Genomic DNA, 26,855 nt, shown 5'->3' with positions numbered 1-26,855 from the left:
CAACCTCTTTCTGGGATTTTTGTTATAATAATTATATCAAATTGTAGGAAGAAAATGTATGTTAGAAGTAAAAAATGTAACTGGAGGGTATGTCAATATCCCGGTTTTGAAAGATGTATCTTTTACGGTTGAGGATGGTCGATTAGTTGGTCTAATTGGTTTAAATGGTGCAGGGAAATCAACGACTATTAAGGAAATTATCGGTCTTTTGACATCTTATCAAGGACAGATTGCAATTGACGGCCTAACTTTGCTACAAGGGGCTGAAAATTATCGGAAGAAGATTGGGTTTATTCCTGAAACACCAAGTTTGTATGAAGAACTAACCCTCAAAGAGCACTTGGAAGTGGTAGCAATGGCCTATGATTTATCCTGGGAGCAAGCTTGGGGACGTGTTGAGCACTTGTTAAAACTGTTTCGCTTGGATGAAAAATTGGACTGGTTTCCTGTCAATTTTTCAAAGGGAATGAAGCAGAAGGTCATGATTATTTGTGCTTTTATGGTGGAGCCGAGTCTGCTGATTGTTGATGAGCCTTTTCTGGGATTAGACCCTGTGGCTATCTCTGACTTGATCGCTCTTTTGGAGGAAGAAAAATCTAAGGGCACTTCCATTCTCATGTCCACTCACGTTCTTGACTCAGCTGAGAAAATGTGCGACTCTTTTGTGATTTTACATCAGGGACAGGTCCGTGCAACTGGAAATTTGGAGGAGCTACAAAGCGCATTTGGTATGGATGGTGCAAGTCTGAACGAAATTTATCTGGCCTTGACGCAAGAAGGAGTGGCTGGATGAAAGAATTGTTTCAACAACGCCGACTAGATTTTTTAAATCGTTGTTCCAAGTATCTGCGCTATGTTCTGAATGACCATTTTGTTTTGGTTCTCATGGTTTTATTAGGCTTTTTGAGTTTGCAATACCGTCAATTATTGTTGTCATTCCCTGAGAATCCGTTGCCGATTGTTTTGGTGGTTATTGCAATCAGTCTACTGGTGCTATTGTCCGGAAGAATTGCGACTTATTTAGAAGAAGCTGATCAAATCTTCTTATTGACCAAGGAAAAAGATATTCTGCAAGGGCTCGAGGTTGCAGCCAGACGCACGGTCTTGTTTTGGTCCTCTATACAGGTGGTGGTTCAGCTTGTTTTGTTACCAATCTATTTGAAACTGGGTTTGCCGGTGTGGATGATTGTAGCTGGTCTTCTTACTTTGTTGGTTTTAAAATGTCTTCTTGTCAAGCGCCAATTAGCGGCTTATCAGTCACAGGGAGTATTGGACTGGTCTAAGGCTATTCAAGATGAACAAAAAAGGAAACAGTCTATTTTACGTTTCTTTGCCTTGTTTACGACGGTTAAAGGCATCAGCACGACAGTTAGACCGAGAAGCTATCTCAATGGAATCTTGCGTCTTGTCAAGTCGAGACAGACTTGGTTTTATCTCTACTTACGGGCTTTCTTGCGTTCAGGAGACTACTTGGGCTTGACGATACGTCTACTGTTGTTGGCGATTTTGTCCCTATTTGCCATCGAAGAATCGTGGTTATCCATCGGCCTAGTTTTAGTCTTTCATTATTTGCTTGTCTTCCAGTTGTTGGGGCTTTACAAGCACTATGATTATCAATATGTAACGCAACTGTATCCTTTGGAGAAAGCTTCCAAGAAAATCGGTCTTCAGAATTTGCTTAGAGTGATTTTATACAGTCTATTACTGGTGGAATTGGGCTTTGCTCTGCTATTTTCTAAAGAGAATACGATGGTAGTCGTCTTACTTCTCGTGGGGATTTTCTTGCATGAAATATATTTGCCTCTAAAATTAAAAAAATTGATTGACTAAATAGACGAAAATTAGTAAAATAGTAAGGAATTTTTAAAGGAGGAAAGGCATGCAGTTTGATACCAGTGGGCTACAATTACAGTCTATTGCAGGAAATAGTGGCAAAGCGTTTAAAGGCCTACGGTCAGACGGAACGCCAGTCTTTGTGAAGTATGAGATGCCTCCGATAGTGTCTGCTCTTGCGCGTGAGCAAATTACACCACCCGTTTTGTCAGCAAATCGTGAAGTAGGAATGGGGCATCGTGTAGAGCAGGAGTGGTTGAATGGTCGTACCTTGGAGCGTCAAGATATGACTAGTAAACAGATTCGTCAAATACTGGTGAGGATGCACTATTCTCGCATTTTGCTCAATCAGGCTTTGCAGATGAATTATACCTATATGGAACCTCAGGATTTGGTTTATCGTTGGCAAAAAGAGGCGCCAACTAGATTGGGACAGAATTCTTATCTGCAATCTATCTGTCAAGATTTATTGAATAATCTGCCAAGATTCCGTCAAGAGGTGGCAACATTTGTTCACGGAGATTTGCATCATAGTAACTGGGTAGAAACGACGTCTGGTTTGGTGTATTTGACAGATTGGGAGACCGCTTGTGTAACGGATCGGATGTTGGATGTTGCCTATATTTTGACGCATTATATTCCTCGTCAGTCCTGGGAAGAGTGGCTTCGGGCTTATGGCTACAAATATAACAGCACAGTATTAAATAAGGTTTATTGGTATGGCCAGCTTGGCTACCTAAACCAAATTGCTAAGCATGTAGAAAGCTACAATGTTTTGGCTGCAAATAAAGAAATTTACGCTCTACGGCAATTCCGTCAGAGTTTCTATAAGGAAGTATGAGAGTTAGAAATCGTAAGGGAGCGAGTGAGCTTCTAGCAAACAATCCCCAGTATGTTATCTCCAATCCAGAGGAATGTAAGGGGAAATGGGCAGAGATTTTTGGAAACAATAATCCTATCCACATAGAGGTTGGTTCTGGTAAAGGTCGCTTTGTCACTGGTATGGCTGCGCAAAATCCAGATATTAACTATATTGGTATTGATATTCAGATGACCGTGTTAAGCTATGCCTTGGATCGTGTGCTTGAAGCTGGCTTGCCAAATATAAAATTATTGCAGGTGGATGGTTCGAGTTTGACCAACTATTTTGCACCGGCAGAAATAGATCAGCTTTATCTGAATTTTTCAGATCCATGGCCTAAGAAACGTCATGAGAAACGCCGTTTGACTTACAAGTCATTCTTAGATACCTACAAGGAAATCCTGCCTGAGAAGGGGGAAATCCACTTCAAAACAGATAATCGTGGTCTGTTTGAGTATAGCCTGGCTAGTTTTTCTCAATATGGCATGGTCTTGAAGCAAGTTTGGCTAGATTTGCATGCTGATGGTTTGGAAGGCAACGTTATGACAGAGTATGAGGAGAAATTCTCAAACAAGGGTCAAGTCATCTATCGTGTGGAAGCACATTTTTAATAATTCCCTTAGTGGAAAATGAGGAGAGGTCTAGCAGAGACCTTTTTCCTTTGTCGAATAAACTAAATGACTATAATCCATCGTTTTCCTTTACAAATAGGGATAGATATGATAGAATAATGGAAGTGAATAATGAGAAAAGGGGTTGGCGTCAGTCAACCCTTTCCCTGTACACGGATTTCTGTATATAGAATGAATGATAGTACAAGGGAGTTTCCTGTCAAAGGAAATAGAGAGTCCTGGATAGTGCGAACTATTTGAGTAATGTATTTCTAGCGACTGTAAAAGTAGGAGGTGTTTATGTCATCAATTATTGAATTGGTCACAGCAGCAATTACCCCCGCTATTCAAACTCCTTACGAGTTGGTAGATGTGGAATATGGTAAAATGGGCGGTGACTATGTCCTATCGATTTTTGTCGATAAGGAGGGTGGAATTTCCCTTCAAGATACGGCAGATTTATCCGAAAAGATCAGTCCGATTTTGGACACTATCAAACCAGACCCATTTCCAGACCAATACATGCTGGAGGTAACAAGTCCAGGTTTGGAACGTCCTTTAAAAACGGCAGATGCTGTTGAAAAGGCAGTTGGAAAGTACATCCATGTCAAGCTCTATCAGGCAATTGATAAAATCAAGGTTTTCGAAGGAACTTTGCTCTCCTTTGATGGAACAGACCTGATCATGGAATATATGGATAAAACTCGTAAGAAGGAAGTGACTATTCCTTACCAGACGGTGGCTAAGGCTCGTTTGGCTGTTAAGTTATAATGCTCTTTCATGAGTAATTTAAAAGATATTAGACTTTAAGAAAGGACCTTTTGAGCGCAAAAGGAAAACAACATGAGTAAAGAAATGCTAGAAGCCTTCCGTATTTTAGAGGAAGACATGGGTATTAACAAAGCGGATATCATTGATGCAGTTACAGAGTCGCTTCGTTCAGCTTATAAACGCCGTTATGGTCAATCAGAATCAGCAGTGATTGAATTTGACGAGAAAAAAGGCGATTTCCATGTATTTACTGTTCGTGAAGTAGTAGATGAAGTATTTGATAGCCGACTAGAAATTAGTCTAAAAGATGCCTTGGCTATTTCATCAGCTTATGAAATGGGTGACAAAATTAAATTCCAAGAAGACCCAGCGGAATTTGGACGTGTAGCTGCTCAATCAGCTAAACAGACCATCATGGAAAAGATGCGCAAACAAAAGCGTGCCATTACCTTCAATACCTACAAGCAACATGAAAATGAGATTATGTCAGGTACGGTAGAGCGTTTTGATAATCGCTTTATCTATGTCAACCTTGGTACGATTGAAGCACAGTTGTCAAAACAGGATCAAATTCCTGGTGAGGTTTTCCAATCTCATGATCGCATCGAAGTCTATGTCTACAAGGTAGAAGACAATGGTCGTGGGGTTAATGTATTTGTTAGCCGTAGCCATCCAGAAATGATTAAACGTCTCATGGAGCAGGAAATTCCAGAAGTATACGATGGAACAGTTGAAATCATGAGTGTTGCCCGTGAAGCTGGAGACCGTACGAAAGTGGCTGTTCGTAGCCATAATCCAAACGTGGATGCCATCGGTACGATCGTTGGTCGTGGTGGTTCAAATATCAAGAAAATCACTAGCAAATTCCATCCAGCTCGTTATGATGCTAAGAATGACCGTATGATTCCTACTGAGGAAAATATTGACGTTATCGAGTGGGTAGCTGATGAAGCGGAATTTATCTACAATGCCCTTGCACCTGCTGAAGTTGACCAAGTATTGTTTGACACGGAAGATGGGAAACATGCTACAGTCGTTGTACCAGATGATAAGTTGTCATTGGCAATTGGTCGTCGTGGTCAAAACGTTCGTTTGGCAGCGCATTTGACAGGATTCCGTATCGACATCAAGTCAGCATCGGAGTATGAAGCTTTTGAAGCAACTCAATATGCAACAGACGAAGTTGTAGAAGAAGTCGAAGAAGAACAAGAATAAGGCAAAAGGAGCAACCATGGCAAAAGCTAGAAAAATACCCTTGCGCAAGTCTGTGGTGTCCGGTGAAATCATCGACAAACGGGATTTGCTCCGTATTGTAAAAAATAAAGAAGGTCAAGTATTTATCGATCCAACAGGCAAGGCAAATGGTCGTGGGGCTTACATCAAGCTTGATAATGATGAGGCAATCCAAGCTAAGAAACGTCGTGTCTTCGATCGTTCCTTTAGTATGGAAGTGACCGAAGAATTTTACGATGAATTAATTGCCTATGTTGATCATAAGATCAAGAGGAGAGAACTTGGACTCGAATAAGAGACAGAAAATCTTAAATTTATTAGGTTTGGCCCAGCGAGCTGGTCGCCTGGTTTCGGGTGAGGACCTGGTTGTTGAAGCTATTCAAAAAGGGCAGGCAAAGTTGGTATTTTTAGCCGAAGATGCTGCTGGAAATTTAAGTAAAAAAGTAACAGATAAAAGTCATACCTATCAAGTAGAAGTTGTAACAGTGTTTTCAACACTGGAATTGAGTGCAGCTGTCGGCAAGGCTAGAAAAGTTCTTGCAGTGACAGACGCTGGATTTACAAAGAAGATGAGGTCTATTATGGAATAGAACAGGAGGACAAGGCATTGTCTAAGAAGAGATTGAATGAAATAGCCCGTGAATTAGGCGTAAGCAGTAAGGAAGTTGTTGCTAAGGCTCAAGAATTGGGCTTTGAAGTCAAAAGCCATGCTTCAAGCGTAGATGAAGCAAGTGCTAAACGCCTTGCAGAAAGCTTTGGGGGACAAAAATCAGAGGCAACTAAAGTTGCGGCAAAAGTTAGCAAGCCTGAGAAGGTTGATGAAACTCCAAAGGTGGAAACAGCTAAGGTAGAAAAAGCTAAGGAAACTCAGCCAGTAGTAAAAGAAGAAGTTGCGGCAAGTGCAGTACAATCAGCTCCACATCGTCCACAGAGTCGAAACTTTAAGGCAGAGCGTGAAGCACGGGCCAAAGAGCAGGCTGCTAAGCGAGCTCAGGGTCAAGGAAAAGGTGGTCAAGCTAAATCTGGTCAGGACCGTCGTGACAACCGTCAACAAGGTCAGGGACGTTCAAACAATGAGCGAAATGATCGCCGCGACAATCGTCGTGACCAGCGTCCAGAAGAGCGGAAAGACAACCGATTTGGTGAACGACGCGATAATCGTGCCAGCCGTCGTCAGGACAACCGTCCAGGTCAGTCAGCTCGCTTTGAACAAAGAGAGGCTGCAAAACCAGCAGGACCTAAAATTGACTTCAAAGCGCGTGCTGCTGCTTTGAAAGCAGAACAAAATGCGGAGTATGCTCGTACTAGTGAAGAACGTTTTCGTCAGGCTCAGGAAGCTAAAAAGCAACCTAAGAAGCCAAAAGAAATTAAGTTTGAAGAACCGGTTGTGGAAAGCAAACCATTTGTGAAGCCTGCACCTGTTGCATCGGTACCAGAGCAAGTTGCAGAAACTACTGTAGATACCCGTCGTAAGAAACAAGCTCGACCAGATAAAAAACGTGACTTTAATAGTGACGAAGAAGATGGTCCACGGAAACAACAAAGAAATCGAAATAGTCAAAATCAAGTGAGAAATCAAAGAACAAGTAACTGGAATAACAACAAGAAAAATAAAAAAGGCAAGGCTAACCAACCTGCCAAACCTGTCACAGAACGCAAGTTCCACGAATTGCCAACTGAATTTGAATATACTGCTGGCATGACCGTCGCAGAAATTGCAAAACGGATCAAACGTGAACCTGCTGAAATTGTGAAAAAACTCTTCCTTATGGGAGTTATGGCGACTCAAAACCAATCTTTGGATGGAGATACTATCGAACTCCTCATGGTTGATTATGGTATTGAAGCGAAAGAAAAGGTAGAGGTCGATAACGCAGATATTGAGCGTTTCTTCGTAGAAGAGGGCTACCTCAATGAAGAAGAGATGACAGAACGCCCACCTGTTGTGACTATCATGGGACACGTTGACCATGGTAAAACAACCTTGTTGGATACCCTACGTAATTCTCGTGTTGCTACTGGGGAAGCTGGTGGTATCACACAGCATATCGGTGCCTACCAAATTGAGGAAGCTGGTAAGAAAATTACCTTCTTGGATACTCCAGGACACGCGGCCTTTACTTCTATGCGTGCACGTGGTGCATCTGTTACCGACTTGACCATCCTAGTCGTTGCAGCAGATGATGGTGTCATGCCACAAACAATTGAGGCTATCAACCACTCAAAAGCAGCTAATGTACCAATCATTGTAGCTATCAACAAGATTGACAAGCCAGGTGCAAACCCAGAGCGTGTCATCGGTGAATTGGCTGAGCACGGTGTTATCTCAACTGCTTGGGGTGGAGAATCTGAATTTGTAGAAATCTCAGCTAAGTTTAACCAAAACATTGATGAATTGTTGGAAACTGTTCTTTTGGTTGCTGAAATTCAAGAACTGAAGGCAGACCCAACTGTTCGTGCGATTGGTACAGTTATCGAAGCGCATTTGGATAAAGGGAAAGGTGCGGTTGCAACCCTCCTCGTTCAACAAGGGACACTTAATGTTCAAGACCCAATCGTTGTCGGAAATACCTTCGGACGTGTTCGTGCCATGACAAACGACCTTGGTCGTCGTGTTAAAACTGCTGGTCCATCTACACCGGTATCTATTACTGGTTTGAACGAAGCTCCTATGGCAGGCGATCACTTTGCAGTTTACGAGGATGAGAAATCAGCTCGTGCAGCAGGTGAAGAACGTGCTAAACGTGCTCTTCTTAAACAGCGTCAAGCAACGCAACGAGTTAGTCTTGAAAACCTCTTTGATACCCTTAAAGCAGGCGAGGTTAAGTCAGTTAATGTGATTATCAAGGCCGACGTACAAGGTTCCGTTGAAGCACTTGCATCATCGCTTCAAAAGATTGAAGTAGAGGGAGTACGTGTCAATATCGTCCACTCTGCAGTCGGAGCTATCAACGAATCAGATATTACTCTTGCGGAAGCTTCAAATGCTCTTGTGATTGGTTTCAACGTTCGTCCAACAGCTGAAGCACGTAACCAAGCTGAAGCAGATGATGTTGAAGTACGTCTTCACAGCATCATTTACAAGGTTATCGAAGAGATGGAAGACGCCATGAAAGGTATGCTTGACCCAGAATATGAAGAAAAAATCATTGGTGAGGCAATCATTCGTGAAACCTTCAAGGTATCCAAAGTTGGAACGATCGGTGGTTTCATGGTTGTTCGTGGTAAAGTTACCCGTGATTCAAGTGTTCGAGTTATCCGTGATGGTGTTGTAGTATTTGATGGCAAACTAGCTAGTTTGAAACGCTATAAAGATGACGTGAAAGAAGTTGGTAATGCCCAAGAGGGTGGTTTGATGATTGAGAACTACAACGACTTGAAAGTTGATGATACCATTGAAGCTTACATCATGGAAGAAATCAAAAAATAATATTTTCTCACTGTCAAAATCATAGACAAGTGATTTTGTCGAGGAAGTGATAATTTAATAGATTTTAGTAGGTTTTAAAGCAATAGTTTTTAATCTACTTGGATTATTCAAGCTGGGGAAACTCAGCTTTTCTATCATCTAAGAAAGGAAAGAATATGGCGAATCATTTTCGTACAGACCGTGTCGGGATGGAAATCAAGCGCGAAGTCAATGAGATTTTGCAAAAGAAAGTTCGTGATCCACGTGTGCAGGGAGTGACTATTACAGATGTTCAGATGGTCGGCGATTTGTCAATGGCCAAGGTTTACTACACAATCATGAGTAATTTGGCATCCGATAATCAAAAAGCACAAACGGGTCTTGAAAAAGCGACGGGAACCATTAAGAGAGAACTTGGTCGTAAGTTAACTCTTTATAAAATTCCGGATTTGGTCTTTGAAAAAGACCGATCAATTGAGTACGGTAATAAAATTGATCAAATGTTGCGTGCTCTTGATCAGAAAGATTAACAACAAAAGTCGGATGGGAACATTCGGCTTTTTCTGGCTCGGATGCTTTGTCCATATATGGTGGCGTTTACAAGCCCTCGGAAAGATGTTATACTAATACTCAATGAAAATCAAAAGTAGCCTAGGAAACGAAGTCGAAGATAGAACTCTGTTACTATCTTATTTCAAGGTAACAGGCTGAAAACCTCCACTGGAGCTTTTCACTCATCAAGGCTCTTGACAACGGATAATGTTGATTTTCGAAGAGTATAAGACCAAAGATAGAGCACAGGAGGAAGTTATGAAAACATTTATTAGTAAACTGATGTTAGTGTCCACGGTTGTACTATTAGCTGCTTGTCAGTCTAATCAGGTAAAAGGTGGTGAGAGTTCTAGTTCTAGTGCTTCAAGCCAAGTTTCAGATAGTTCTAGTTTGCAGCAAGCGTCAACAATAGCATCTAGCTCCGAGACGCAAGCATCATCAGTGACCACTCCTGAGCTAAGTGAGGTATACCAATCAGTTATTGATCGTTATCAAGCGAATATGAGGCAGCCTGCTGAGGCAATCAATCAGGATGAGGTCAGTAGCTATCTGAGCTTATTAACTAGCCAGGGGCAAGAATATAGTGGAATATTTTATAGTTTGTATGATGTCAACCATGATGGTACAGAGGAGCTGCTTCTAGCTTTGGACAAGTCGGGAGAATATGTCTTAATTGACCTCTATACTCAGCTTGCCGATGAGAGTCTACGTTTGGTGGATAATTTCCGCAATCTTGGATTTGAAATTGGACCGGACGCCCTACTTCGTCCTTTACAGGATGGAACATACTTATTTGAAGGAGATGGTGTTTTTCGCATTTATCAATACAATGCGATGATTCCAGGTTTAAAACGCATTTCTGAATCAGATACCAATCCTGAAACTTCTCCCTTGCTTGAGTTGAAAAGCTTGCATTGGGTTAAGCTATAGATTTTATCAATGATTATTCCTAGGCTGGGTTTCCCGGCCTTTTGTAGTTCCTAAGAACTTTAAGTTTTCTTTTGGCAATCGTTAATCTTTCTTTTAGGGAGGAAAGGTAAACTAGGAGCATATCAGGAAGGGATACGACTTCCTGAAGAAAGAAAAGGAATCTATATTATGGAAACAAATCTTAAAAAATTACTTTACTCTGGTGTTACTCTTATGAGTCTTGGTGTCCTAGCAGCATGTTCATCTACTTCAAGTTCAACGACGACTTCAAGCTCAGCAGCAATTAGTCAGACAAGTGTAGCGACAACTTCAAATAATAGCGCTTCATCAGATTTGAGCTCGTCATCTATTGACTGGTCAGCCCTTCCAACGACAGAAGTGACGCTTTCAAACGATGGCTTGAAAATTACTGAGGGAGGAACCTATATTTTGACTGGTTCAACAACAGCTGGTGTAACGGTTGAAACAGATGCCAATGTTCGCATCATTCTAGCAGGTGTTGAGATTTCAAGTTCAGATACTGCAGCAATCAATGTTATTAATGCTGATAATGTTGAATTGGAAATCAAAGATGGTACGACGAATACAGTGAAAGATACCAGCAATCATACAGACACCAATATTGAGGGGGCTATCCATGTTGAAGCAGATTTGACCATCACTGGTAATGGTAGCTTGACAGTTGAGGGGAACTTCCAAGATGGTATTGTATCGACGGACGACCTTGTCGTGAATTCAGGAAACATTACCGTCACTGCAGTGGATGATGGTATCCGTGGTAAGGATTCATTGACAATCAATGGTGGTACAATCAATGTAACAGCAGGTGGTGATGGTATCAAGTCTACAAATGATACAGATACTACCAAAGGTTATACAACTATCACAGGCGGTGAAATTACTGTAAAAGCAGGTGATGATGGTATTAAAGCGGAGACGGCTTTGACAATTGACGGAGGTACCATTACAGTATCAGAATCTGCTGAGGCACTTGAAGGTACTAACATCACGATTAATGGTGGTACATTAGATGTTTACGGTTCAGATGATGCTATTAATGCGGCAAGTACAACGTCATCAGATATCTTTATCAAGGTAACTGGCGGTGACTTGAAAGTGGCTGTAGGTAGTGGAGATACGGATGCCTTTGATGCTAATGGAGACATTTATATCTCCGGTGGTACAATCGATGTAACGGCTCAATCTGCTTTTGACTTCGATGGAACTGCTGAATTGACAGGAGGTACAGTAACCGTTAACGGTGAGCAGATTACTCAAATCACCGCAACAGGACCAGGTGCAGGTGGTCACGGTGGCTGGTAATCAATAGTAATACAAAAAGGTCTGAGTTGACGAACTCAGACCTTTCGTTTGCTTTCCATATTGGGAAGATTGATTTTGTATTTAATTACCAATAATCGAATGATTAAAGAAATGGTGAAAATAGTGATGAAGGTTGGAATTTGTGGTAATTTCCAATTTACAACGCAAAGATGATAGAGGACTCCTGAGAAAAATGCAAGGACAGCATAGACATCTTCTTTAAGAACAATAGGTGTTTCATTGACGAGTAAATCACGGGCGATTCCGCCTCCGACACCTGTCAAAGCTGCCAGAATACCACTGGTTAGAGCGTTTAGCTGGAGAGAGATGCCAGTACTGGCTCCAATGAGGGCAAAGATGGCTAGACCGATTGCATCAAAGATAAGGTTTGTCTGGGAAAGGAAATGAATCATCTTCTTATCAAGTGGTTTGTCCTGCTTTAGATTGATAACAATCAAGTACATGCTAATCGCTACTCCGAGAGATAAATAGATGGCTGTAGGATCAGTCAGAGCAGTAGGAATGCGATTGGCCATCGTATCTCGAATAATTCCCCCACCAACGGCGGTAATGATGCCGAGCAAGCTAATTCCAAAAATATCTAACTTTTTCTTAAATCCTTTTACGGCCCCCGAAACAGCAAATGCGATAGTGCCCACGTAGTTACAAATCATAAGAAATAAATCGAATTCCATATGAACCTCCGTACCTATATTAACAGAAAGAAAGACGGCGTGCAAGCTCATTTTAAAGTTTGTGAAAAAAGTTTCAAACAAGGAAAATAAATCTTTTTGGAATTTGTGAAAAAACGCACTAAATCAAGGTTTTCACGAAAATTTCTGTAAAAAGAAAACGGTTCAATTACTTGCCATTTGTGAAATATTGGTCTATCATAATACAGAAAGAGAAAAACCTTTGGAGGAAATTATGGTATCTATCACAAAAGAACAACATTTGGACATGTTCTTGAAAATGCAACAAATCCGTGATGTTGATATGAAATTAAATAAATTAGTGCGTCGCGGTTTCGTACAAGGTATGACTCACTTCTCAGTCGGTGAAGAAGCTGCAGCTGTTGGACCTATTGCTGGATTGACAGATGAGGACATCATCTTCTCACATCACCGTGGTCACGGTCACGTTATTGCAAAAGGTATTGACATCAATGGCATGATGGCTGAGCTTGCTGGTAAGGCAACTGGTATATCAAAAGGCCGTGGTGGTTCTATGCACTTGGCAAACGTTGAAAAAGGAAACTTTGGTTCAAACGGTATCGTAGGTGGTGGTTATGCCCTTGCAGTTGGTGCAGCCCTTACGCAACAATACCTTGGTACAGATAACATTGTTATTGCCTTCTCAGGTGATTCAGCTACTAACGAAGGTTCCTTCCATGAATCAATGAACTTGGCGGCAGTTTGGAACTTGCCAGTTATCTTCTTCATTACAAACAACCGCTACGGTATCTCAACAGATATTTCTTACTCAACTAAGATTCCTCATCTCTACCAACGTGCAGCAGCATACGGTATTCCAGGTCACTATGTTGAGGATGGTAACGACGTCATTGCTGTTTATGAAAAAATGCAAGAAGTCATCGAGTACGTTCGTGCAGGAAATGGTCCTGCCATGGTCGAAGTTGAGTCATACCGCTGGTTTGGTCACTCAACTGCAGATGCAGGTGTGTACCGTACAAAAGAAGAAGTTAACGAGTGGAAAGCAAAAGACCCACTTAAGAAATACCGCAAATACTTGACAGAAAACAAGATTGCGACTGACGAAGAATTGGATGCCATCGAAGCACAAGTTGCAGAACAAGTAGAAGCATCTGTAAAATTCGCACAAGAAAGCCCAGATCCAGACATCTCAGTAGCTTACGAAGATGTTTTCGTAGACTAACGTAAGAAGTTTGACTAAGCTCTAAAGAGCAAGTCAAACTACGGTAGCCACTATGGTGGACTACCTACTTACCTCACTAACTTCGCCTATTCAGCAATATCGGCTGAATAGTCTCCGTGTCGTAAGTAACGAGAACGTTAAAAGGACACAGCGAAAATAAGCGGTAAGTCCGAAATCTTTGATTTCGTAGACGCACCCTCGTCAAGACAACTAGTATTTTCACAGGTGAAACCGAAGAAAGTACAGTTGTCTACGACGCAGTAACTGCAATAGTTAAACATGAAATTCGCACAGTCCTTAGTTCGAGTACAATTCTAACTAAGTTGTGAGGTCGTCTAAAAAACGACTGAAAAATAGGGAACTGACACAGTGTGCTTGCACACAAGGAAGTTCGCACCTAAAGGTAGCCACATCCGTAATTCAGCTGAAGCTGAAACGGTTGCGTCTCTTTTTTCCGAGTTTTTAGACCGAACACGATTGTGACGTAAGAAGTTTGACTAAGCTCTAAAGAGCAAGTCAAACTAGGGTAGCTCACCAAGGTGGACTACCACCTTAGTTCGAGTACAATTCTAAGGTGCCTCAAGCTGGGGCTATAAACAATTATAGTCTTTTAGTTTGCTTTTAGTACTAGGCAACGAGCCGTAGGCATAACTGAAGTTAGGCAAGGCGAGTTCAAACAATCCAGTGGAGTGTTTGAAGTTGAAAATAAGGAAACAGAGTTTCCTCTTACGTCGAAGTAATAGAAGAAAAACTAAATGACGCTACATAGTGGTAATTGTTTGATTTTCCTTAGTACAGTATAGATAAATTGATATAAATTAGGAGTAAAAAATGGCTGAAACAAAAGTAATGGCCTTGCGTGAAGCGATTAACTTGGCTCAGAGCGAAGAAATGCGTAAGGATGAAAAAGTATTCTTGATGGGTGAAGACGTCGGTATCTACGGCGGTGACTTCGGTACATCTGTTGGTATGTTGGATGAATTTGGTCCAAAACGCGTTCGCGACACGCCTATCTCTGAGGCAGCAATCGCTGGTTCTGCGGTTGGTGCGGCTCAAACAGGTCTTCGTCCAATCGTTGACTTGACTTTCATGGACTTCATCACAATTGCCCTTGATGCGATTGTTAACCAAGCGGCTAAAACCAACTACATGTTTGGTGGTGGCTTGAAAACACCTGTAACCTTCCGTGTGGCATCTGGTTCAGGTATCGGTTCAGCGGCACAGCACTCACAATCTCTTGAAGCTTGGTTGACTCACATCCCAGGTATCAAAGTTGTTGCACCTGGTACAGCTAACGATGCAAAAGGTCTCTTGAAATCATCTATCCTTGACAACAACCCAGTTATCTTCTTGGAGCCAAAAGCACTTTACGGTAAAAAAGAAGAAGTTAACTTGGACCCAGATTTCTACATCCCACTTGGTAAGGGTGAAATCAAACGTGAAGGTACGGATGTAACTATTATTTCATACGGTCGTATGTTGGAACGTGCTTTGAAAGCAGCTGAAGAAGTAGCTGCAGAAGGCATCAGCGTAGAAGTGGTTGACCCACGTACCCTTATCCCATTGGATAAAGAATTGATCATCGAATCTGTGAAGAAAACTGGTAAGGTTATCTTGGTTAACGATGCTTACAAAACAGGTGGTTTCATCGGTGAAATCGCATCAATCATCACAGAAAGCGAAGCTTTTGACTACTTGGATGCACCAATCATCCGTATCGCTTCAGACGATGTACCAGTTCCTTACGCTAACATTCTTGAAAATGCAGTATTGCCAAACGTAGAGAAAATCAAAGCGGCAATTTATAAGCAAGTAAACAAGGGCTAAAGACAAAATGGAAGGACGGGCAACCGTCCTAACCCTGTTTGAAGGAATGTATGAAAAGAATTGACCTGGTTCAATGAATATCATTGGAGTCGATTCTTAGATAACGTAAGAAATTGAAAGAAAGGAATTGAACCCGTCCGGAAAACTTGGAAAAAGATAAATCGTTACGAAAATGAGGATTTTCTATTTTTCAATCGTTTTCTGTTCGGACTTGGTATCTTAATAATGGCTATTGAAATCATTATGCCTAAGCTCGGTGTGGACATGCAAGAAGGTGAAATCATCGAGTGGAAAAAACAAGAGGGTGATTTCGTCAATGAAGGCGATGTCATCTTGGAAATGATGTCTGACAAGACCAGCATGGAGCTGGAAGCAGAAGAGTCAGGCGTCCTATTGAAAATTGTTCATGGTAATGGTGCTACTGTCCCTGTTACAGAAGTCATTGCTTACTTGGGTGCTGAAGGTGAGACGGTTGAAGCCGGCGCTTCATCTGCACCTGCTGTTGAACCAGCAGCGGCTATTGAAGAAGTACCTGCAGGTCGTACACCAGCAATCGTTGCTCCTGCAACTGCTGCCAAACCACAAGGTGGTGGCAAGGTTCGTGCGACTCCAGCAGCACGTAAATTGGCGCGTGAGCTTGGAATCGATTTGGGTCTTGTTCCAGGAACAGGTGCTAACGGTCGTGTCCACAAGGTTGACGTCGAAGACTTCAAGGGAGCAGCTCCCAAAGCAACTCCGCTTGCAGCCCGTATTGCAGCAGACCAAGGTGTTGACTTGTCAACCCTTACTGGTTCAGGTGTCAACGGTAAGATTGTCAAGAACGACGTTCTTGCAGTACTTGCTCCTGCAGCTGTAGAAACTGCTGCTCCAGCACCAAAAGCAGAAGAAAAACCAGCTAAAGAATTGCCAGAGGGCGTTGAAATCATCAAGATGAGCCCAATGCGTAAGGCGATTTCAAAAGGTATGGTCAACTCTTACTTGACTGCTCCGACATTTACACTTAACTACGATATTGACATGACCAACCTCATGGCACTTCGTAAGCAAGTCCTTGAGCCAATCATGAACAAGACTGGTTTGAAAGTAACCTTTACAGACTTGATCGGTCTTGCGGTTGTTCGTACTTTGATGAAAGAAGAACACCGTTACATGAACGCATCTTTGATTAACGATGCACAAGAAATCGAATTACACAAGTTCGTCAACCTTGGTATCGCAGTAGGTCTAGATGATGGCTTGGTGGTGCCAGTTGTTCACGGCGCAGATAAGATGAGCTTGTCTGACTTTGTGGTGGCTTCGAAAGATGTCATCAAGAAGGCTCAATCTGGTAAGTTGAAGGGGGCTGAAATGTCAGGTTCGACCTTCTCTATCACCAACTTGGGTATGTTTGGTACTAAAACCTTTAACCCAATCATCAACCAACCAAACTCAGCAATCCTTGGTGTAGCATCAACTGTTCAAACACCAGTTGTTATCGACGGCGAAATCAAAATCCGTCCAATCATGGCACTCTGCTTGACCATCGACCACCGTATCATTGATGGTATGAATGGTGCTAAGTTCATGGTTGACTTGAAGAACTTGCTGGAAAACCCATTGGAATTGTTGATCTGAGATAAGATGCAAAAGGCGTTAAGAAAACCGTATGAAAATAGGAAATCAACGATGTGCCTTGAGGCACGAGGCGATTTATCTTTTTCAATAGGTTTTTAGCCTGTGCTCAATTTGGTAAAGAGAAAAAATAAAGAAAGGGAATAAGAGCGAGAGAGTTTTAGCAATTGAACCCGAGCGGAAAGCTCGGAAAAAAGATAAATCGTTTAGAAAATCAGGATTTTCTACGATTTCCTATTTTTCAGTCGCTTTCTCTTCGCTCTTGGTATCTTAAACATGGCAATTGAAATTATTATGCCGAAACTTGGTGTAGATATGCAAGAAGGCGAAATCATCGAGTGGAAAAAACAAGAAGGTGATTTTGTCAACGAAGGTGATGTTATCTTGGAGATGATGTCAGACAAGACAAGCATGGAATTGGAAGCGGAAGAATCAGGTGTTCTTTTGAAAATCGTTCACGGTAACGGTGCAACAGTTCCTGTAACTGAAGTCATTGCTTACCTTGGTGCAGAAGGTGAAACAGTTGAATTGGGTGCTGCACCTGCTCCAGCTGAGGTTGCTCAAGCAACTGCCGATTTGAAAGCAGCTGGTTTGGAAGTACCTGCAGCTCCTGCAGCAGCTCCACAAGCTCCTAAGGCTGAATTGGCTGCTGACGAGTACGACATGGTTGTTGTCGGTGGTGGTCCTGCTGGTTACTACGCAGCTATTCGTGGTGCTCAATTGGGCGGTAAAATCGCTATCGTTGAGAAATCAGAATTTGGTGGTACTTGTTTGAACAAGGGTTGTATCCCAACTAAGACCTACCTTAAGAACGCTGAAATCCTTGACGGCTTGAAGATTGCGGCTGAGCGTGGTATCAACCTTGCTTCAACAAACTACACCGTTGATATGGACAAGACAGTTGACTTCAAGAACAAGGTTGTGAAGACATTGACTGGTGGCGTTCAAGGTCTCTTGAAAGCTAATAAAGTGACTATCTTCAACGGTCTTGGTCAAGTAAATCCTGATAAGACTGTTGTTATTGGCGACAAGGTTATCAAAGGTCGTAGCATCATTCTTGCAACAGGTTCTAAAGTATCACGTATCAACATCCCAGGTATTGATTCTAAGTTGGTATTGACTTCTGATGATATTCTTGATTTGCGTGAAATTCCTAAGTCACTCACTGTTATGGGTGGTGGCGTAGTCGGTGTGGAACTTGGTCTGGTTTACGCATCATACGGAACAGAAGTAACCGTTGTTGAAATGGCTGACCGTATCATTCCAGGTATGGACCGCGAAGTGTCTGTTGAATTGCAAAAAGTCCTTTCTAAGAAAGGTATGAAATTCTTGACATCCGTTGGTGTATCTGAAATCGTTGAAGCTAACAACCAATTGACAATCAAATTGAACGACGGTTCAGAAATCGTTTCTGAAAAAGCCCTTCTTTCAATCGGACGTGTACCACAATTGGCTGGTCTTGAAAATCTTAATCTTGAGTTGGATCGCGGTCGTATCAAGGTTAATGCATACCAAGAAACTTCTATCCCAGGCATCTACGCACCAGGTGATGTCAACGGTACTAAGATGTTGGCACACGCTGCTTACCGTATGGGTGAAGTGGCAGCTGAAAATGCGATCCACGGTAACCACCACAAAGCTAAATTGGACTTCACACCAGCAGCGGTGTACACACACCCAGAAATCGCTATGGTTGGTTTGACTGAAGACCAAGCAATCGAGAAATACGGTAAAGAAAACATCCTTATCGGTCGCAACAGCTTCACTGGTAACGGTCGTGCAATCGCTTCTAACGAAGCACACGGTTTCGTAAAAGTTATCGCTGATAAGAAATACCATGAAATCCTTGGTGTCCACATCATCGGTCCAGTTGCAGCTGAAATGATCAACGAAGCAGCAACCATCATGGAATCTGAATTGACAGTTGACGACGTGGCAGCATCTATCCACGGTCACCCAACCTTCTCAGAAGTGATGTACGAAGCCTTCCTTGATGTGCTTGGTGTTGCGATCCACAATCCACCAAAACGTAAATAATAAGAGCCTCTAAAATACAGTAGAGAGACAGGTCTTCGGACTTGTCTTTTGTTATCGTTTCCACTATAATAAAAATTAGTTAACAATAAAGGAGTTTTGCATGAAATACATCGTAAACAACAGCAATGACCCAGCCTATAATATTGCCCTCGAAGCCTATGCCTTCAAGGAATTAACAGATATTGACGAAATTTTTATTCTCTGGATCAATGAGCCTGCCATCATTATCGGTAAGCATCAGAATGCTATTGAAGAAATCAACAAGGAATTCACAGACGAAAAGGGCATCCATGTTGTTCGCCGTCTGTCAGGTGGTGGCGCTGTCTATCATGACCTCAACAACCTTAACTACACCATTATCTCTAACAAGGCAGACGAGGGAGCTTTTGATTTCAAAACCTTCTCCAAGCCTGTGATTGATACCCTTGCGACACTAGGTGTTGAGGCGAATTTCACCGGCCGTAATGACCTGGAAATTGACGGCAAGAAAATCTGTGGTAATGCCCAAGCCTATGCTAAAGGTCGCATGATGCACCACGGTTGCTTGCTCTTTGATGTGGATATGTCAGTCCTCGCAAGCGCCCTCAAGGTCAGCAAGGACAAGATTGAGTCTAAGGGAGTCAAGTCAGTCCGTGCCCGTGTGACCAACATCAACAACGAACTGCCAGAGAAGATGACGGTCTTGGACTTCAAAGATGCTATCCTCAACCAGATGAAGCTAGAATATCCAGATATGGACGAGTATGTCTTGTCAGAAGATGACTTGGCCCGTATCCAAGAAATCCGTGATACCCAGTTTGCGACATGGGATTGGACCTACGGTCAAACACCAGAATACACGGTTGAGCGTAGCGTTCGTTATCCAGCTGGTAAAATCACAACCTACATCAAGGCTGAAAAATCCGTCATCGAATCCATCAAGATTTACGGAGACTTCTTCGGTATCGGTGATGTATCAGATATTGAAGATTTGCTGGTAGGCACTCGCTACGAATACGCAGATGTCCTAGCGAAACTCCAAGAAATCGACACAACACACTATTTCTCACGCGTGACAACAGAAGAAGTAGCAAAAGCGATTGTAGCTTAATCCATAGGGCTGCCCTTTGTTTGGGCAGTCTTTATTTTTTGTGAAAATGTTTTCGGAAAACTGTTTTCGCTTGCACATTTTCTATATTATGGTATAATTATTTTCTGTGAGTATCCCTCACTTACTCGTGGCTAGACCATGAGTCATTAGACCAAAAGGAGGAACATATCAATGGCTAAATACGAAATTCTTTATATTATTCGTCCAAACATTGAAGAAGAAGCTAAAAACGCTTTGGTAGCACGCTTTGACTCTATCTTGACTGACAACGGTGCAACTATCGTTGAATCAAAAGCATGGGAAAAACGTCGCCTTGCATACGAAATCAAAGATTTCCGCGAAGGTTTGTACCACATCGTTAACGTTGAAGCTAACAACGATGAAGCTCTTAAAGAGTTTGACCGTTTGTCAAAAATCAACGGCGACATTCTTCGTCACATGATTGTCAAACTTGACGCGTAAGAAGGTGTTGTATGATTAATAATGTAGTATTGGTTGGTCGTATGACCCGTGATGCAGAACTTCGTTATACTCCGTCTAATCAAGCTGTTGCGACTTTTACTTTGGCGGTTAACCGCAATTTTAAAAATCAAAACGGTGAGCGTGAAGCGGACTTTATCAACGTAGTCATTTGGCGTCAACAAGCTGAGAATTTGGCGAATTGGGCTAAGAAAGGTGCTCTGATTGGTGTTACAGGTCGTATCCAGACTCGTAGCTATGACAATCAGCAAGGACAACGTGTCTACGTTACTGAGGTAGTTGCAGAAAGTTTCCAACTCTTGGAAAGCCGTACTGCCCGTGAAGGTCAAGGTGGAGGCTATTCAGCTGGCAACTCGTTTGCTGGAGGAAATGACTATAACTCACCTTATCAAGCACCTGCACAATCTACACCAAACTTCGCTCGAGAAGAAAGTCCATTTGGAGCAAGCAATCCAATGGACATATCAGACGATGACCTACCATTCTAGGTCAAAAATTAATAATATAAAGGAGAACACACATGGCTCAACAACGTCGTGGCGGTTTCAAACGCCGTAAAAAAGTTGACTATATCGCAGCTAACAAAATTGAATATGTTGATTACAAAGATACTGAGCTTCTTAGCCGTTTCATTTCTGAACGTGGAAAAATCCTTCCACGCCGTGTAACTGGAACTTCAGCTAAAAACCAACGTAAAGTAACAACAGCTATCAAACGTGCTCGCGTTATGGCTCTTTTACCATTCGTAAACGAAGATTAAAAAAACAACCCCGACGGGTTGTTTTTTCATGAGCTCGGAAATTAGAAGGCGAATTGAGACCCTGACGGGTCTTTTTAGCTTGTGCCCTAGAAACTGGAAAGGCGCAATCGCCCTGTGTGGCGATTTTTTCTTGCGCTCTAGAAATGCGAAAAGTGCAATAACAGAATGGTTCATTTTTCATGAGCTCGAAATTAAGAAAATGAATTAAGTTCTTGAATGGACTGTTTCAACCCGAGCCAAGAAGTTAGAAAGCGAGGCACGGTCTGGGGATAGACTATTTTAGCAGAGTACATAGATAAGTGATAGCGGATAAAGTTCTCGGGTGATTTGATAGCTGGACTGTATAGATAAACAAAAGCGACTGGAATATTCCAATCGCTTTGTTTTATTATTGAACTGGGGACATGGCGTTGCGAATGTTATATTTCTTTTTCAAGAGGTAGCGTGCACCGAAAGCAGCAGCTCCGATAAGAATAGTAACAAGCGGAGGGAGAACTGGATTAAATGCGGCTGGAATCAGTGCTGCTAGAATGAAAACGACTGACCAAGCCAGCGTAGCAAGTCCGAGAAAAGCGATAGCTTTCAGCAATTTAGGACGTTGCCCAGTTTTAATTTGTTCTCTATAAACGAAATGGTACATCAAGTACATCCCTGCACCAACACCGAAACCGATGACAAATAAGGTCAATAGCCCATACTGTGCACCTTGGCCAAAAAGATTCATCAAACCATTGATACCAGCAATAATTGCAAGCATGAAAAGACTAGAATCTAGCCACATCAACCATGGATTTTCATTGTATTCCACTTGGTCTTTCTTTTCCTGTTCAGAAATTGTCTTACTAGCAGCCCACTCACTTGGTGCTCCATAGAGATTACGGGCAGTCACGCCAGTTTTTTGCTTTTCAATGATAGTTGGTAAAATTTCTTCCAAGAGTTCTTTGATTTCGCTATCAGACTTTCCATCTTTAATCAGTTGGTTGGTCGCAATATGGATAAATTCTTGGTTCTTTTTTGTTAATCCGTTGATTTCTGTAAATGACATGTTAATCTCCTTAGGTTAAAACCATCTCTTACGGATGAAGTAGAAGGTGAGTGATAGGCTGATTGCAAATGCGAAGAGGATAATCCACCAAAAAGCATAGGGAATATCGTTAAAAGGAATGATGTTGTCCTTAAAGTTCATACCGTATGCAGAGAAGACCATGGTTGGGATAGAGAGAACGATTGTCACTAATGCCAAGGTTTTCATGATGGTATTCTGGTTGTTAGAAATGATAGAAGCAAAGGCATGGGTCATAGAGTTCAGGATGGAACCATAGATGTCTGCCATCTCAATGGCCTGTTGGGTTTCGACCAAGGTATCTTCAAGCAAATCCTCATCCTCTTCATACTTACGGAGTAGACGTGAGGAACTAGCAAGTTTTTTGACCAAACGCTCATTGGTTTTGAGGGAAGCCTTGAAGTAGACGATGGTTTTTTCCAATTCCATGAGTACAATTAATTCTTCATTTCGAGTAGCCTCATGGAGTTGCTTCTCAATCTCTTCGCTCTTTCTGTCAATGGTCCGTAGGGCTGACAAGTAGAGTTGAGCATTGCGGTAGAGAATTTGGAAAACGAAACGAGACTTCATGAAAGTGAAGAAATTTCGTAGACGACGATGGATAAACTGCTCAAACAGTGGCAACGGTTCCAAACAAGTCGTGATAATCGCATCATCTGTTAGAATAATTCCCAAAGGAATAGTAATATAATATGTCTTGTTGTTTCGTTCTTCAAGAATTGGGACGTCGACCAGGATGAGCGTATAGTCATCTTCGACAGTGATACGAGAGGATTCTTCCGCATCGAGCGGTGCTCGCAGGTCAGCGATGTCAATTTTATAGTGCTCAGCCACTTCCATAGACTCGCTCTGGGAGGGGTTGACCAAATTAATCCAAGCCCCTGGTTCAAAGGTTTGGATTTCTTCTAAATCAGTCATGGTTGATAGAAAAATTTGTTTCATATCTTTGCCCTCCTTTTATCTTTGTTGCGTTAACGCAACCTCTATTATACCAAAAAATGTGCAGTTTCGGAAAGGTTTTATATAGAAATGTGTTATAATATGTAGACATTTAAGCGAATAAGTTGTACGGACTTTTCCTTATTCCGTATACCATAGCTTAGAGCCTCTTAAGAAAGGAATTGAATGCGTGCTAAAAGCCTAGCAAAAAAGATACGCAGTCGTTTCAGCTTCAGCTGATTACGGATGTGGATGCTGTAAAGTGCAAATCTTCTTGTGTGTTTGGCACACTTTGCAGATTTCCTATTTTTGTATAGTTTTCTTAACGTGAGATTTTCAAAACGATATTTTTTGAAAATCGAGCTAATACAAGATATAGGAATTGCCCATAGGCAGTTTCGTCTGGTGTCGCGGAGTTAATCGACCGTCACCAGTTATCTTGTGAACGCACTTATATTAGAAAGGAATTGAACACGCCCTAAACGCTGTGTGAAAAAGTACTAGTTGCCTCATGTTTCAGCATGGAGACCGGCTTCTGCGTCGTAGACATCTGTGCTTTCTTCGGTTTTCAACCTGTGAAAGCACTAGTTGTCTTGACGGGGGTGCGTCTTCGAAATCACAGATTTCGGACTTACCGCCTATTTTCACTTTGCGTTTTACGGGCTTTGTATCTTTAGAAAGGATTTGAATGCGTGCTAAAAGCGTCGAGAAAAAGACAAAATGTTTTGTCACGAAGTGACGTCACATTTTCCTATTTTCTTCTCGCTTTCTTAACGCACTTATATCATGTTATGCAAGAAAATATTGTGATTCATGGGGCTCGTGCCCATAATTTAAAAAATATTGATGTGACCATTCCGCGTGAGAAGTTGGTGGTGGTGACTGGTTTGTCGGGGTCTGGTAAGTCGAGTTTGGCTTTTGATACCTTGTATGCCGAAGGTCAACGCCGTTACGTAGAGTCTTTGTCTGCCTATGCTCGTCAGTTCTTGGGCAACATGGACAAACCTGATGTAGATTCCATAGAGGGTCTCAGCCCTGCTATTTCCATAGACCAAAAAACAACCTCGCGTAACCCGCGTTCGACGGTTGGAACGGCAACGGAAATCAATGACTATCTCCGCCTGCTTTATGCTCGGGTCGGGGTGCCTTACTGTATCAATGGTCATGGTGCAATTGCGGCTTCTTCGGTGGAACAAATCGTTGATGAGGTTTTGGAATTGCCTGAACGTCAGCGGTTACAAATCTTGGCGCCGATTGTACGTAAGAAAAAAGGGCAACATAAGACGATTTTTGAAAAAATTCAGAAGGATGGCTATGTTCGGGTCCGGGTCAATGGTGATGTCTATGATGTGTCGGAAGTGCCTGAGTTGTCCAAGAGTAAGGCTCACAACATTGAAGTCGTGGTCGATCGGATTGTCATCAAAGAAGGCATTCGCTCGCGGCTTTTTGACTCCATTGAGGCGGCCTTGCGGATTGCGGATGGCTATGTCATCATCGATACCATGGATGATAAGGAACTGCTTTTCTCTGAGTACTATGCCTGTCCAGTTTGTGGCTTTACGGTGCCTGAGTTGGAGCCTCGTCTTTTCTCATTCAATGCTCCTTTTGGGTCTTGTAGCGACTGTGACGGTTTGGGCATGAAGCTAGAAGTGGATACAGATTTGATTGTCCCAGATGCCAGCAAGACCTTGCGTGAGGGTGCTTTGGCTCCTTGGAATCCAATCTCTTCCAACTATTATCCTCAGATGCTGGAGCAAGCTATGAACCATTTTGGTGTGGACATGGACAAGCCTTTCGAGGAATTGACAGAAGAGGAGAAGAACCTGATTTTCAATGGTTCTGACGGACAAGAATTCCATTTCCATTATGAAAATGAGTTCGGTGGAGTGCGTGATATTGACATTCCATTTGAAGGCTTGATTACTAACATTAACCGCCGCTACCGTGAAACCAATAGTGATTACACGCGGACGGTCATGAAGACTTACATGAATGAATTGACCTGTGGAACCTGCCACGGCTATCGCCTCAATGACCAAGCCTTATCTGTCAAGGTCGGTGGTGAGAAGGGACTTCATATCGGGCAGTTGTCTGACTTGTCCGTAGCGGATCATCTGGAAGTCATTGAAAATCTGACCTTGTCTGAAAATGAAGCCACCATTGCGACACCGATTGTCAAGGAAATCAGGGACCGTCTGTCCTTCCTCAACAACGTTGGTCTCAACTATCTGACTCTTTCACGAGCTGCAGGAACCCTTTCTGGTGGTGAGAGTCAGCGGATTCGTCTGGCGACTCAGATTGGCTCTAACCTGTCTGGTGTTCTTTACATCTTGGATGAGCCATCGATTGGTTTGCACCAGCGGGACAATGACCGCCTGATTGCCAGTCTTAAGAAAATGCGTGATTTGGGCAATACCTTGATTGTGGTGGAGCATGATGAGGATACCATGCGGGAGGCGGACTGGTTGATTGATATCGGTCCAGGTGCGGGTGTCTTTGGTGGAGAAATCGTAGCTTCTGGAACGCCTGCCCAAGTAGCCAAAAACAAGAAATCCATTACAGGTCAATACCTGTCTGGCAAACGTGAAATTCCTGTTCCTCTAGACCGCCGTGTTGGAAATGGTCGTTTCCTGGAGGTAACAGGTGCCAAGGAAAACAACCTGCAAGATGTAACGGTCCGTTTTCCACTCGGAAAATTTGTTGCGGTGACAGGGGTATCTGGCTCTGGTAAGTCAACTCTGGTCAACTCCATTTTGAAAAAAGCCATTGCTCAGAAGCTCAATCGCAATTCGGACAAGCCAGGCAAGTTCAAAACCATTTCAGGAATTGAACACTTGGACCGCCTGATTGATATTGACCAAAGCCCGATTGGACGGACACCGCGTTCCAACCCAGCCACCTACACAGGTGTCTTTGACGATATTCGTGACCTCTTTGCCCAGACCAATGAAGCCAAAATTCGTGGCTACAAGAAGGGGCGTTTCTCTTTTAACGTCAAAGGTGGTCGTTGCGAAGCCTGCTCTGGTGACGGGATTATCAAGATTGAAATGCACTTCCTGCCAGATGTCTTTGTGCCTTGTGAAGTCTGTCATGGCCACCGCTACAATTCTGAAACCTTGGAAGTACACTACAAGGAGAAAAATATCGCTCAGGTCCTTGATATGACGGTCAATGATGCGGTCGAGTTCTTCAAACACATTCCAAAAATCGAACGCAAGCTCCGCACCATTCAAGATGTGGGCTTGGGCTATGTGACTTTGGGACAACCTGCGACAACCCTATCAGGTGGGGAAGCCCAACGGATGAAATTGGCTTCTGAACTCCACAAGCGGTCAACTGGTAAGTCTTTGTATATCTTGGATGAGCCAACGACAGGGCTGCATACCGAAGACATTGCTCAATTGTTAAAAGTTTTAGCTCGTTTTGTTGATGACGGCAACACTGTCCTTGTCATTGAGCACAATCTGGATGTGATTAAGACAGCAGACCACATTATCGACATGGGACCAGAAGGCGGTGTCGGTGGCGGTACCGTTGTCGCGACAGGAACACCAGAAGAAGTGGCGGATAACCCAGCCAGCTTTACAGGCCAGTATTTGAAAACGAAGTTGAAGTAAAAAGTCGCTCT

24 protein-coding genes are annotated in these 26,855 nt (G+C 42.6%); 21 read left to right on the top strand and 3 right to left on the bottom strand.

Going from position 1 to position 26,855, the window contains the following annotated elements:
* Nucleotides 1-58 precede the first annotated feature (58 nt).
* The 12 genes from ODU39_RS04680 to ODU39_RS04625 all read left to right on the top strand — a co-directional run bounded on the left by ODU39_RS04680 (nt 59) and on the right by ODU39_RS04625 (nt 11,524).
* Nucleotides 59-793: an ABC transporter ATP-binding protein gene (locus ODU39_RS04680; protein WP_398579982.1), complete on the top strand. Its 735-nt coding sequence runs from the start codon at nt 59-61 to the stop codon at nt 791-793.
* Nucleotides 790-1,830 (top strand): ABC transporter permease, encoded by a 1,041-nt coding sequence (locus ODU39_RS04675; protein WP_398579983.1) that lies wholly within the window; start codon nt 790-792, stop codon nt 1,828-1,830. The genes ODU39_RS04680 and ODU39_RS04675 overlap by 4 nt, the downstream gene beginning before the upstream one ends.
* Before the next feature lie 49 nt (nt 1,831-1,879).
* Complete coding sequence (gene ccrZ / locus ODU39_RS04670; protein ID WP_002942360.1) at nt 1,880-2,674, top strand: cell cycle regulator CcrZ; 795 nt, start codon at nt 1,880-1,882, stop codon at nt 2,672-2,674.
* Nucleotides 2,671-3,306: a tRNA (guanosine(46)-N7)-methyltransferase TrmB gene (gene trmB / locus ODU39_RS04665; protein WP_398579984.1), complete on the top strand. Its 636-nt coding sequence runs from the start codon at nt 2,671-2,673 to the stop codon at nt 3,304-3,306. Before ccrZ ends, trmB begins: the two co-directional genes overlap by 4 nt.
* Before the next feature lie 300 nt (nt 3,307-3,606).
* Nucleotides 3,607-4,077, top strand: a complete 471-nt coding sequence (rimP, locus tag ODU39_RS04660; RefSeq protein WP_002942369.1) for a ribosome maturation factor RimP — start codon at nt 3,607-3,609, stop codon at nt 4,075-4,077.
* Nucleotides 4,078-4,149: 72 nt separating this feature from the next.
* Nucleotides 4,150-5,292, top strand: a complete 1,143-nt coding sequence (gene nusA, locus ODU39_RS04655) for a transcription termination factor NusA (protein WP_014638606.1) — start codon at nt 4,150-4,152, stop codon at nt 5,290-5,292.
* A gap of 16 nt (nt 5,293-5,308) precedes the next feature.
* On the top strand, nt 5,309-5,605 hold the full coding sequence (gene rnpM, locus ODU39_RS04650; RefSeq protein WP_398579985.1) for an RNase P modulator RnpM: 297 nt from the start codon (nt 5,309-5,311) through the stop codon (nt 5,603-5,605).
* Nucleotides 5,592-5,900: a YlxQ-related RNA-binding protein gene (locus ODU39_RS04645; RefSeq protein ID WP_002942377.1), complete on the top strand. Its 309-nt coding sequence runs from the start codon at nt 5,592-5,594 to the stop codon at nt 5,898-5,900. The genes rnpM and ODU39_RS04645 overlap by 14 nt, the downstream gene beginning before the upstream one ends.
* Nucleotides 5,901-5,917: 17 nt before the next feature.
* A complete protein-coding gene (gene infB, locus ODU39_RS04640) occupies nt 5,918-8,740 on the top strand; it encodes a translation initiation factor IF-2 (RefSeq protein ID WP_398579986.1) in 2,823 nt (940 codons plus the stop codon).
* Between the two features lie 155 nt (nt 8,741-8,895).
* On the top strand, nt 8,896-9,249 hold the full coding sequence (rbfA, locus tag ODU39_RS04635; protein ID WP_398579987.1) for a 30S ribosome-binding factor RbfA: 354 nt from the start codon (nt 8,896-8,898) through the stop codon (nt 9,247-9,249).
* 280 nt (nt 9,250-9,529) lie between these two features.
* Nucleotides 9,530-10,201 carry a colicin lysis protein gene (locus ODU39_RS04630; protein ID WP_398579988.1) on the top strand — a complete coding sequence of 224 codons (672 nt, stop codon included), beginning with the start codon at nt 9,530-9,532 and terminating at the stop codon, nt 10,199-10,201.
* 168 nt (nt 10,202-10,369) lie between these two features.
* Complete coding sequence (locus ODU39_RS04625; protein WP_398579989.1) at nt 10,370-11,524, top strand: carbohydrate-binding domain-containing protein; 1,155 nt, start codon at nt 10,370-10,372, stop codon at nt 11,522-11,524.
* A 35-nt stretch (nt 11,525-11,559) separates the two neighbouring features.
* Here the strand turns inward: ODU39_RS04625 and ODU39_RS04620 are convergent, their stop codons facing one another.
* Complete coding sequence (locus ODU39_RS04620) at nt 11,560-12,219, bottom strand: trimeric intracellular cation channel family protein (protein ID WP_024385176.1); 660 nt, start codon at nt 12,217-12,219, stop codon at nt 11,560-11,562.
* A 232-nt stretch (nt 12,220-12,451) separates the two neighbouring features.
* Between ODU39_RS04620 and ODU39_RS04615 the strand changes: the two genes are divergently transcribed.
* From ODU39_RS04615 to rpsR, 8 genes are all read left to right on the top strand, one after another.
* Nucleotides 12,452-13,420 carry a thiamine pyrophosphate-dependent dehydrogenase E1 component subunit alpha gene (locus ODU39_RS04615; protein WP_398579990.1) on the top strand — a complete coding sequence of 323 codons (969 nt, stop codon included), beginning with the start codon at nt 12,452-12,454 and terminating at the stop codon, nt 13,418-13,420.
* 831 nt (nt 13,421-14,251) lie between these two features.
* Complete coding sequence (locus ODU39_RS04610; protein WP_002942393.1) at nt 14,252-15,247, top strand: alpha-ketoacid dehydrogenase subunit beta; 996 nt, start codon at nt 14,252-14,254, stop codon at nt 15,245-15,247.
* Nucleotides 15,248-15,472: 225 nt separating this feature from the next.
* Entirely contained in the window at nt 15,473-16,861 is a 1,389-nt protein-coding gene (locus ODU39_RS04605) for a dihydrolipoamide acetyltransferase (RefSeq protein WP_105257408.1), read from the top strand.
* Nucleotides 16,862-17,134: 273 nt separating this feature from the next.
* A complete protein-coding gene (lpdA, locus tag ODU39_RS04600) occupies nt 17,135-18,895 on the top strand; it encodes a dihydrolipoyl dehydrogenase (protein WP_044758889.1) in 1,761 nt (586 codons plus the stop codon).
* A gap of 100 nt (nt 18,896-18,995) precedes the next feature.
* Complete coding sequence (locus tag ODU39_RS04595; RefSeq protein ID WP_398579991.1) at nt 18,996-19,985, top strand: lipoate--protein ligase; 990 nt, start codon at nt 18,996-18,998, stop codon at nt 19,983-19,985.
* 171 nt (nt 19,986-20,156) lie between these two features.
* Entirely contained in the window at nt 20,157-20,447 is a 291-nt protein-coding gene (rpsF, locus tag ODU39_RS04590) for a 30S ribosomal protein S6 (protein WP_002942403.1), read from the top strand.
* Between the two features lie 11 nt (nt 20,448-20,458).
* Nucleotides 20,459-20,953: a single-stranded DNA-binding protein gene (locus ODU39_RS04585; protein ID WP_002942409.1), complete on the top strand. Its 495-nt coding sequence runs from the start codon at nt 20,459-20,461 to the stop codon at nt 20,951-20,953.
* 32 nt (nt 20,954-20,985) lie between these two features.
* Nucleotides 20,986-21,225, top strand: a complete 240-nt coding sequence (gene rpsR / locus ODU39_RS04580) for a 30S ribosomal protein S18 (protein ID WP_002939250.1) — start codon at nt 20,986-20,988, stop codon at nt 21,223-21,225.
* A gap of 388 nt (nt 21,226-21,613) precedes the next feature.
* On the opposite strand, the gene ODU39_RS04575 is transcribed toward rpsR, so the two are convergent.
* Together ODU39_RS04575 and ODU39_RS04570 are read right to left on the bottom strand one after the other, a co-directional pair.
* Nucleotides 21,614-22,270, bottom strand: coding sequence for a DUF1129 domain-containing protein (locus ODU39_RS04575; RefSeq protein WP_012027735.1), 657 nt, complete (start codon nt 22,268-22,270; stop codon nt 21,614-21,616).
* A 15-nt stretch (nt 22,271-22,285) separates the two neighbouring features.
* Nucleotides 22,286-23,230: a magnesium transporter CorA family protein gene (locus ODU39_RS04570; RefSeq protein WP_002939248.1), complete on the bottom strand. Its 945-nt coding sequence runs from the start codon at nt 23,228-23,230 to the stop codon at nt 22,286-22,288.
* Between the two features lie 788 nt (nt 23,231-24,018).
* Between ODU39_RS04570 and uvrA the strand changes: the two genes are divergently transcribed.
* The gene (gene uvrA, locus ODU39_RS04565) at nt 24,019-26,844 is read left to right on the top strand and encodes an excinuclease ABC subunit UvrA (protein WP_208498129.1); all 2,826 of its coding nucleotides are present in this window, start codon (nt 24,019-24,021) and stop codon (nt 26,842-26,844) included.
* The last annotated feature ends 11 nt before the right edge of the window (nt 26,845-26,855 follow it).

It is taken from the genome of Streptococcus sp. 2021WUSS126 (assembly GCF_044427255.1).
Classification (GTDB): Bacteria; Bacillota; Bacilli; order Lactobacillales; family Streptococcaceae; genus Streptococcus; species Streptococcus hashimotonensis.
The sequence above is the reverse complement of the archived record's forward strand: the minus strand, read 5'-3'. Positions and strand labels throughout refer to the sequence as shown.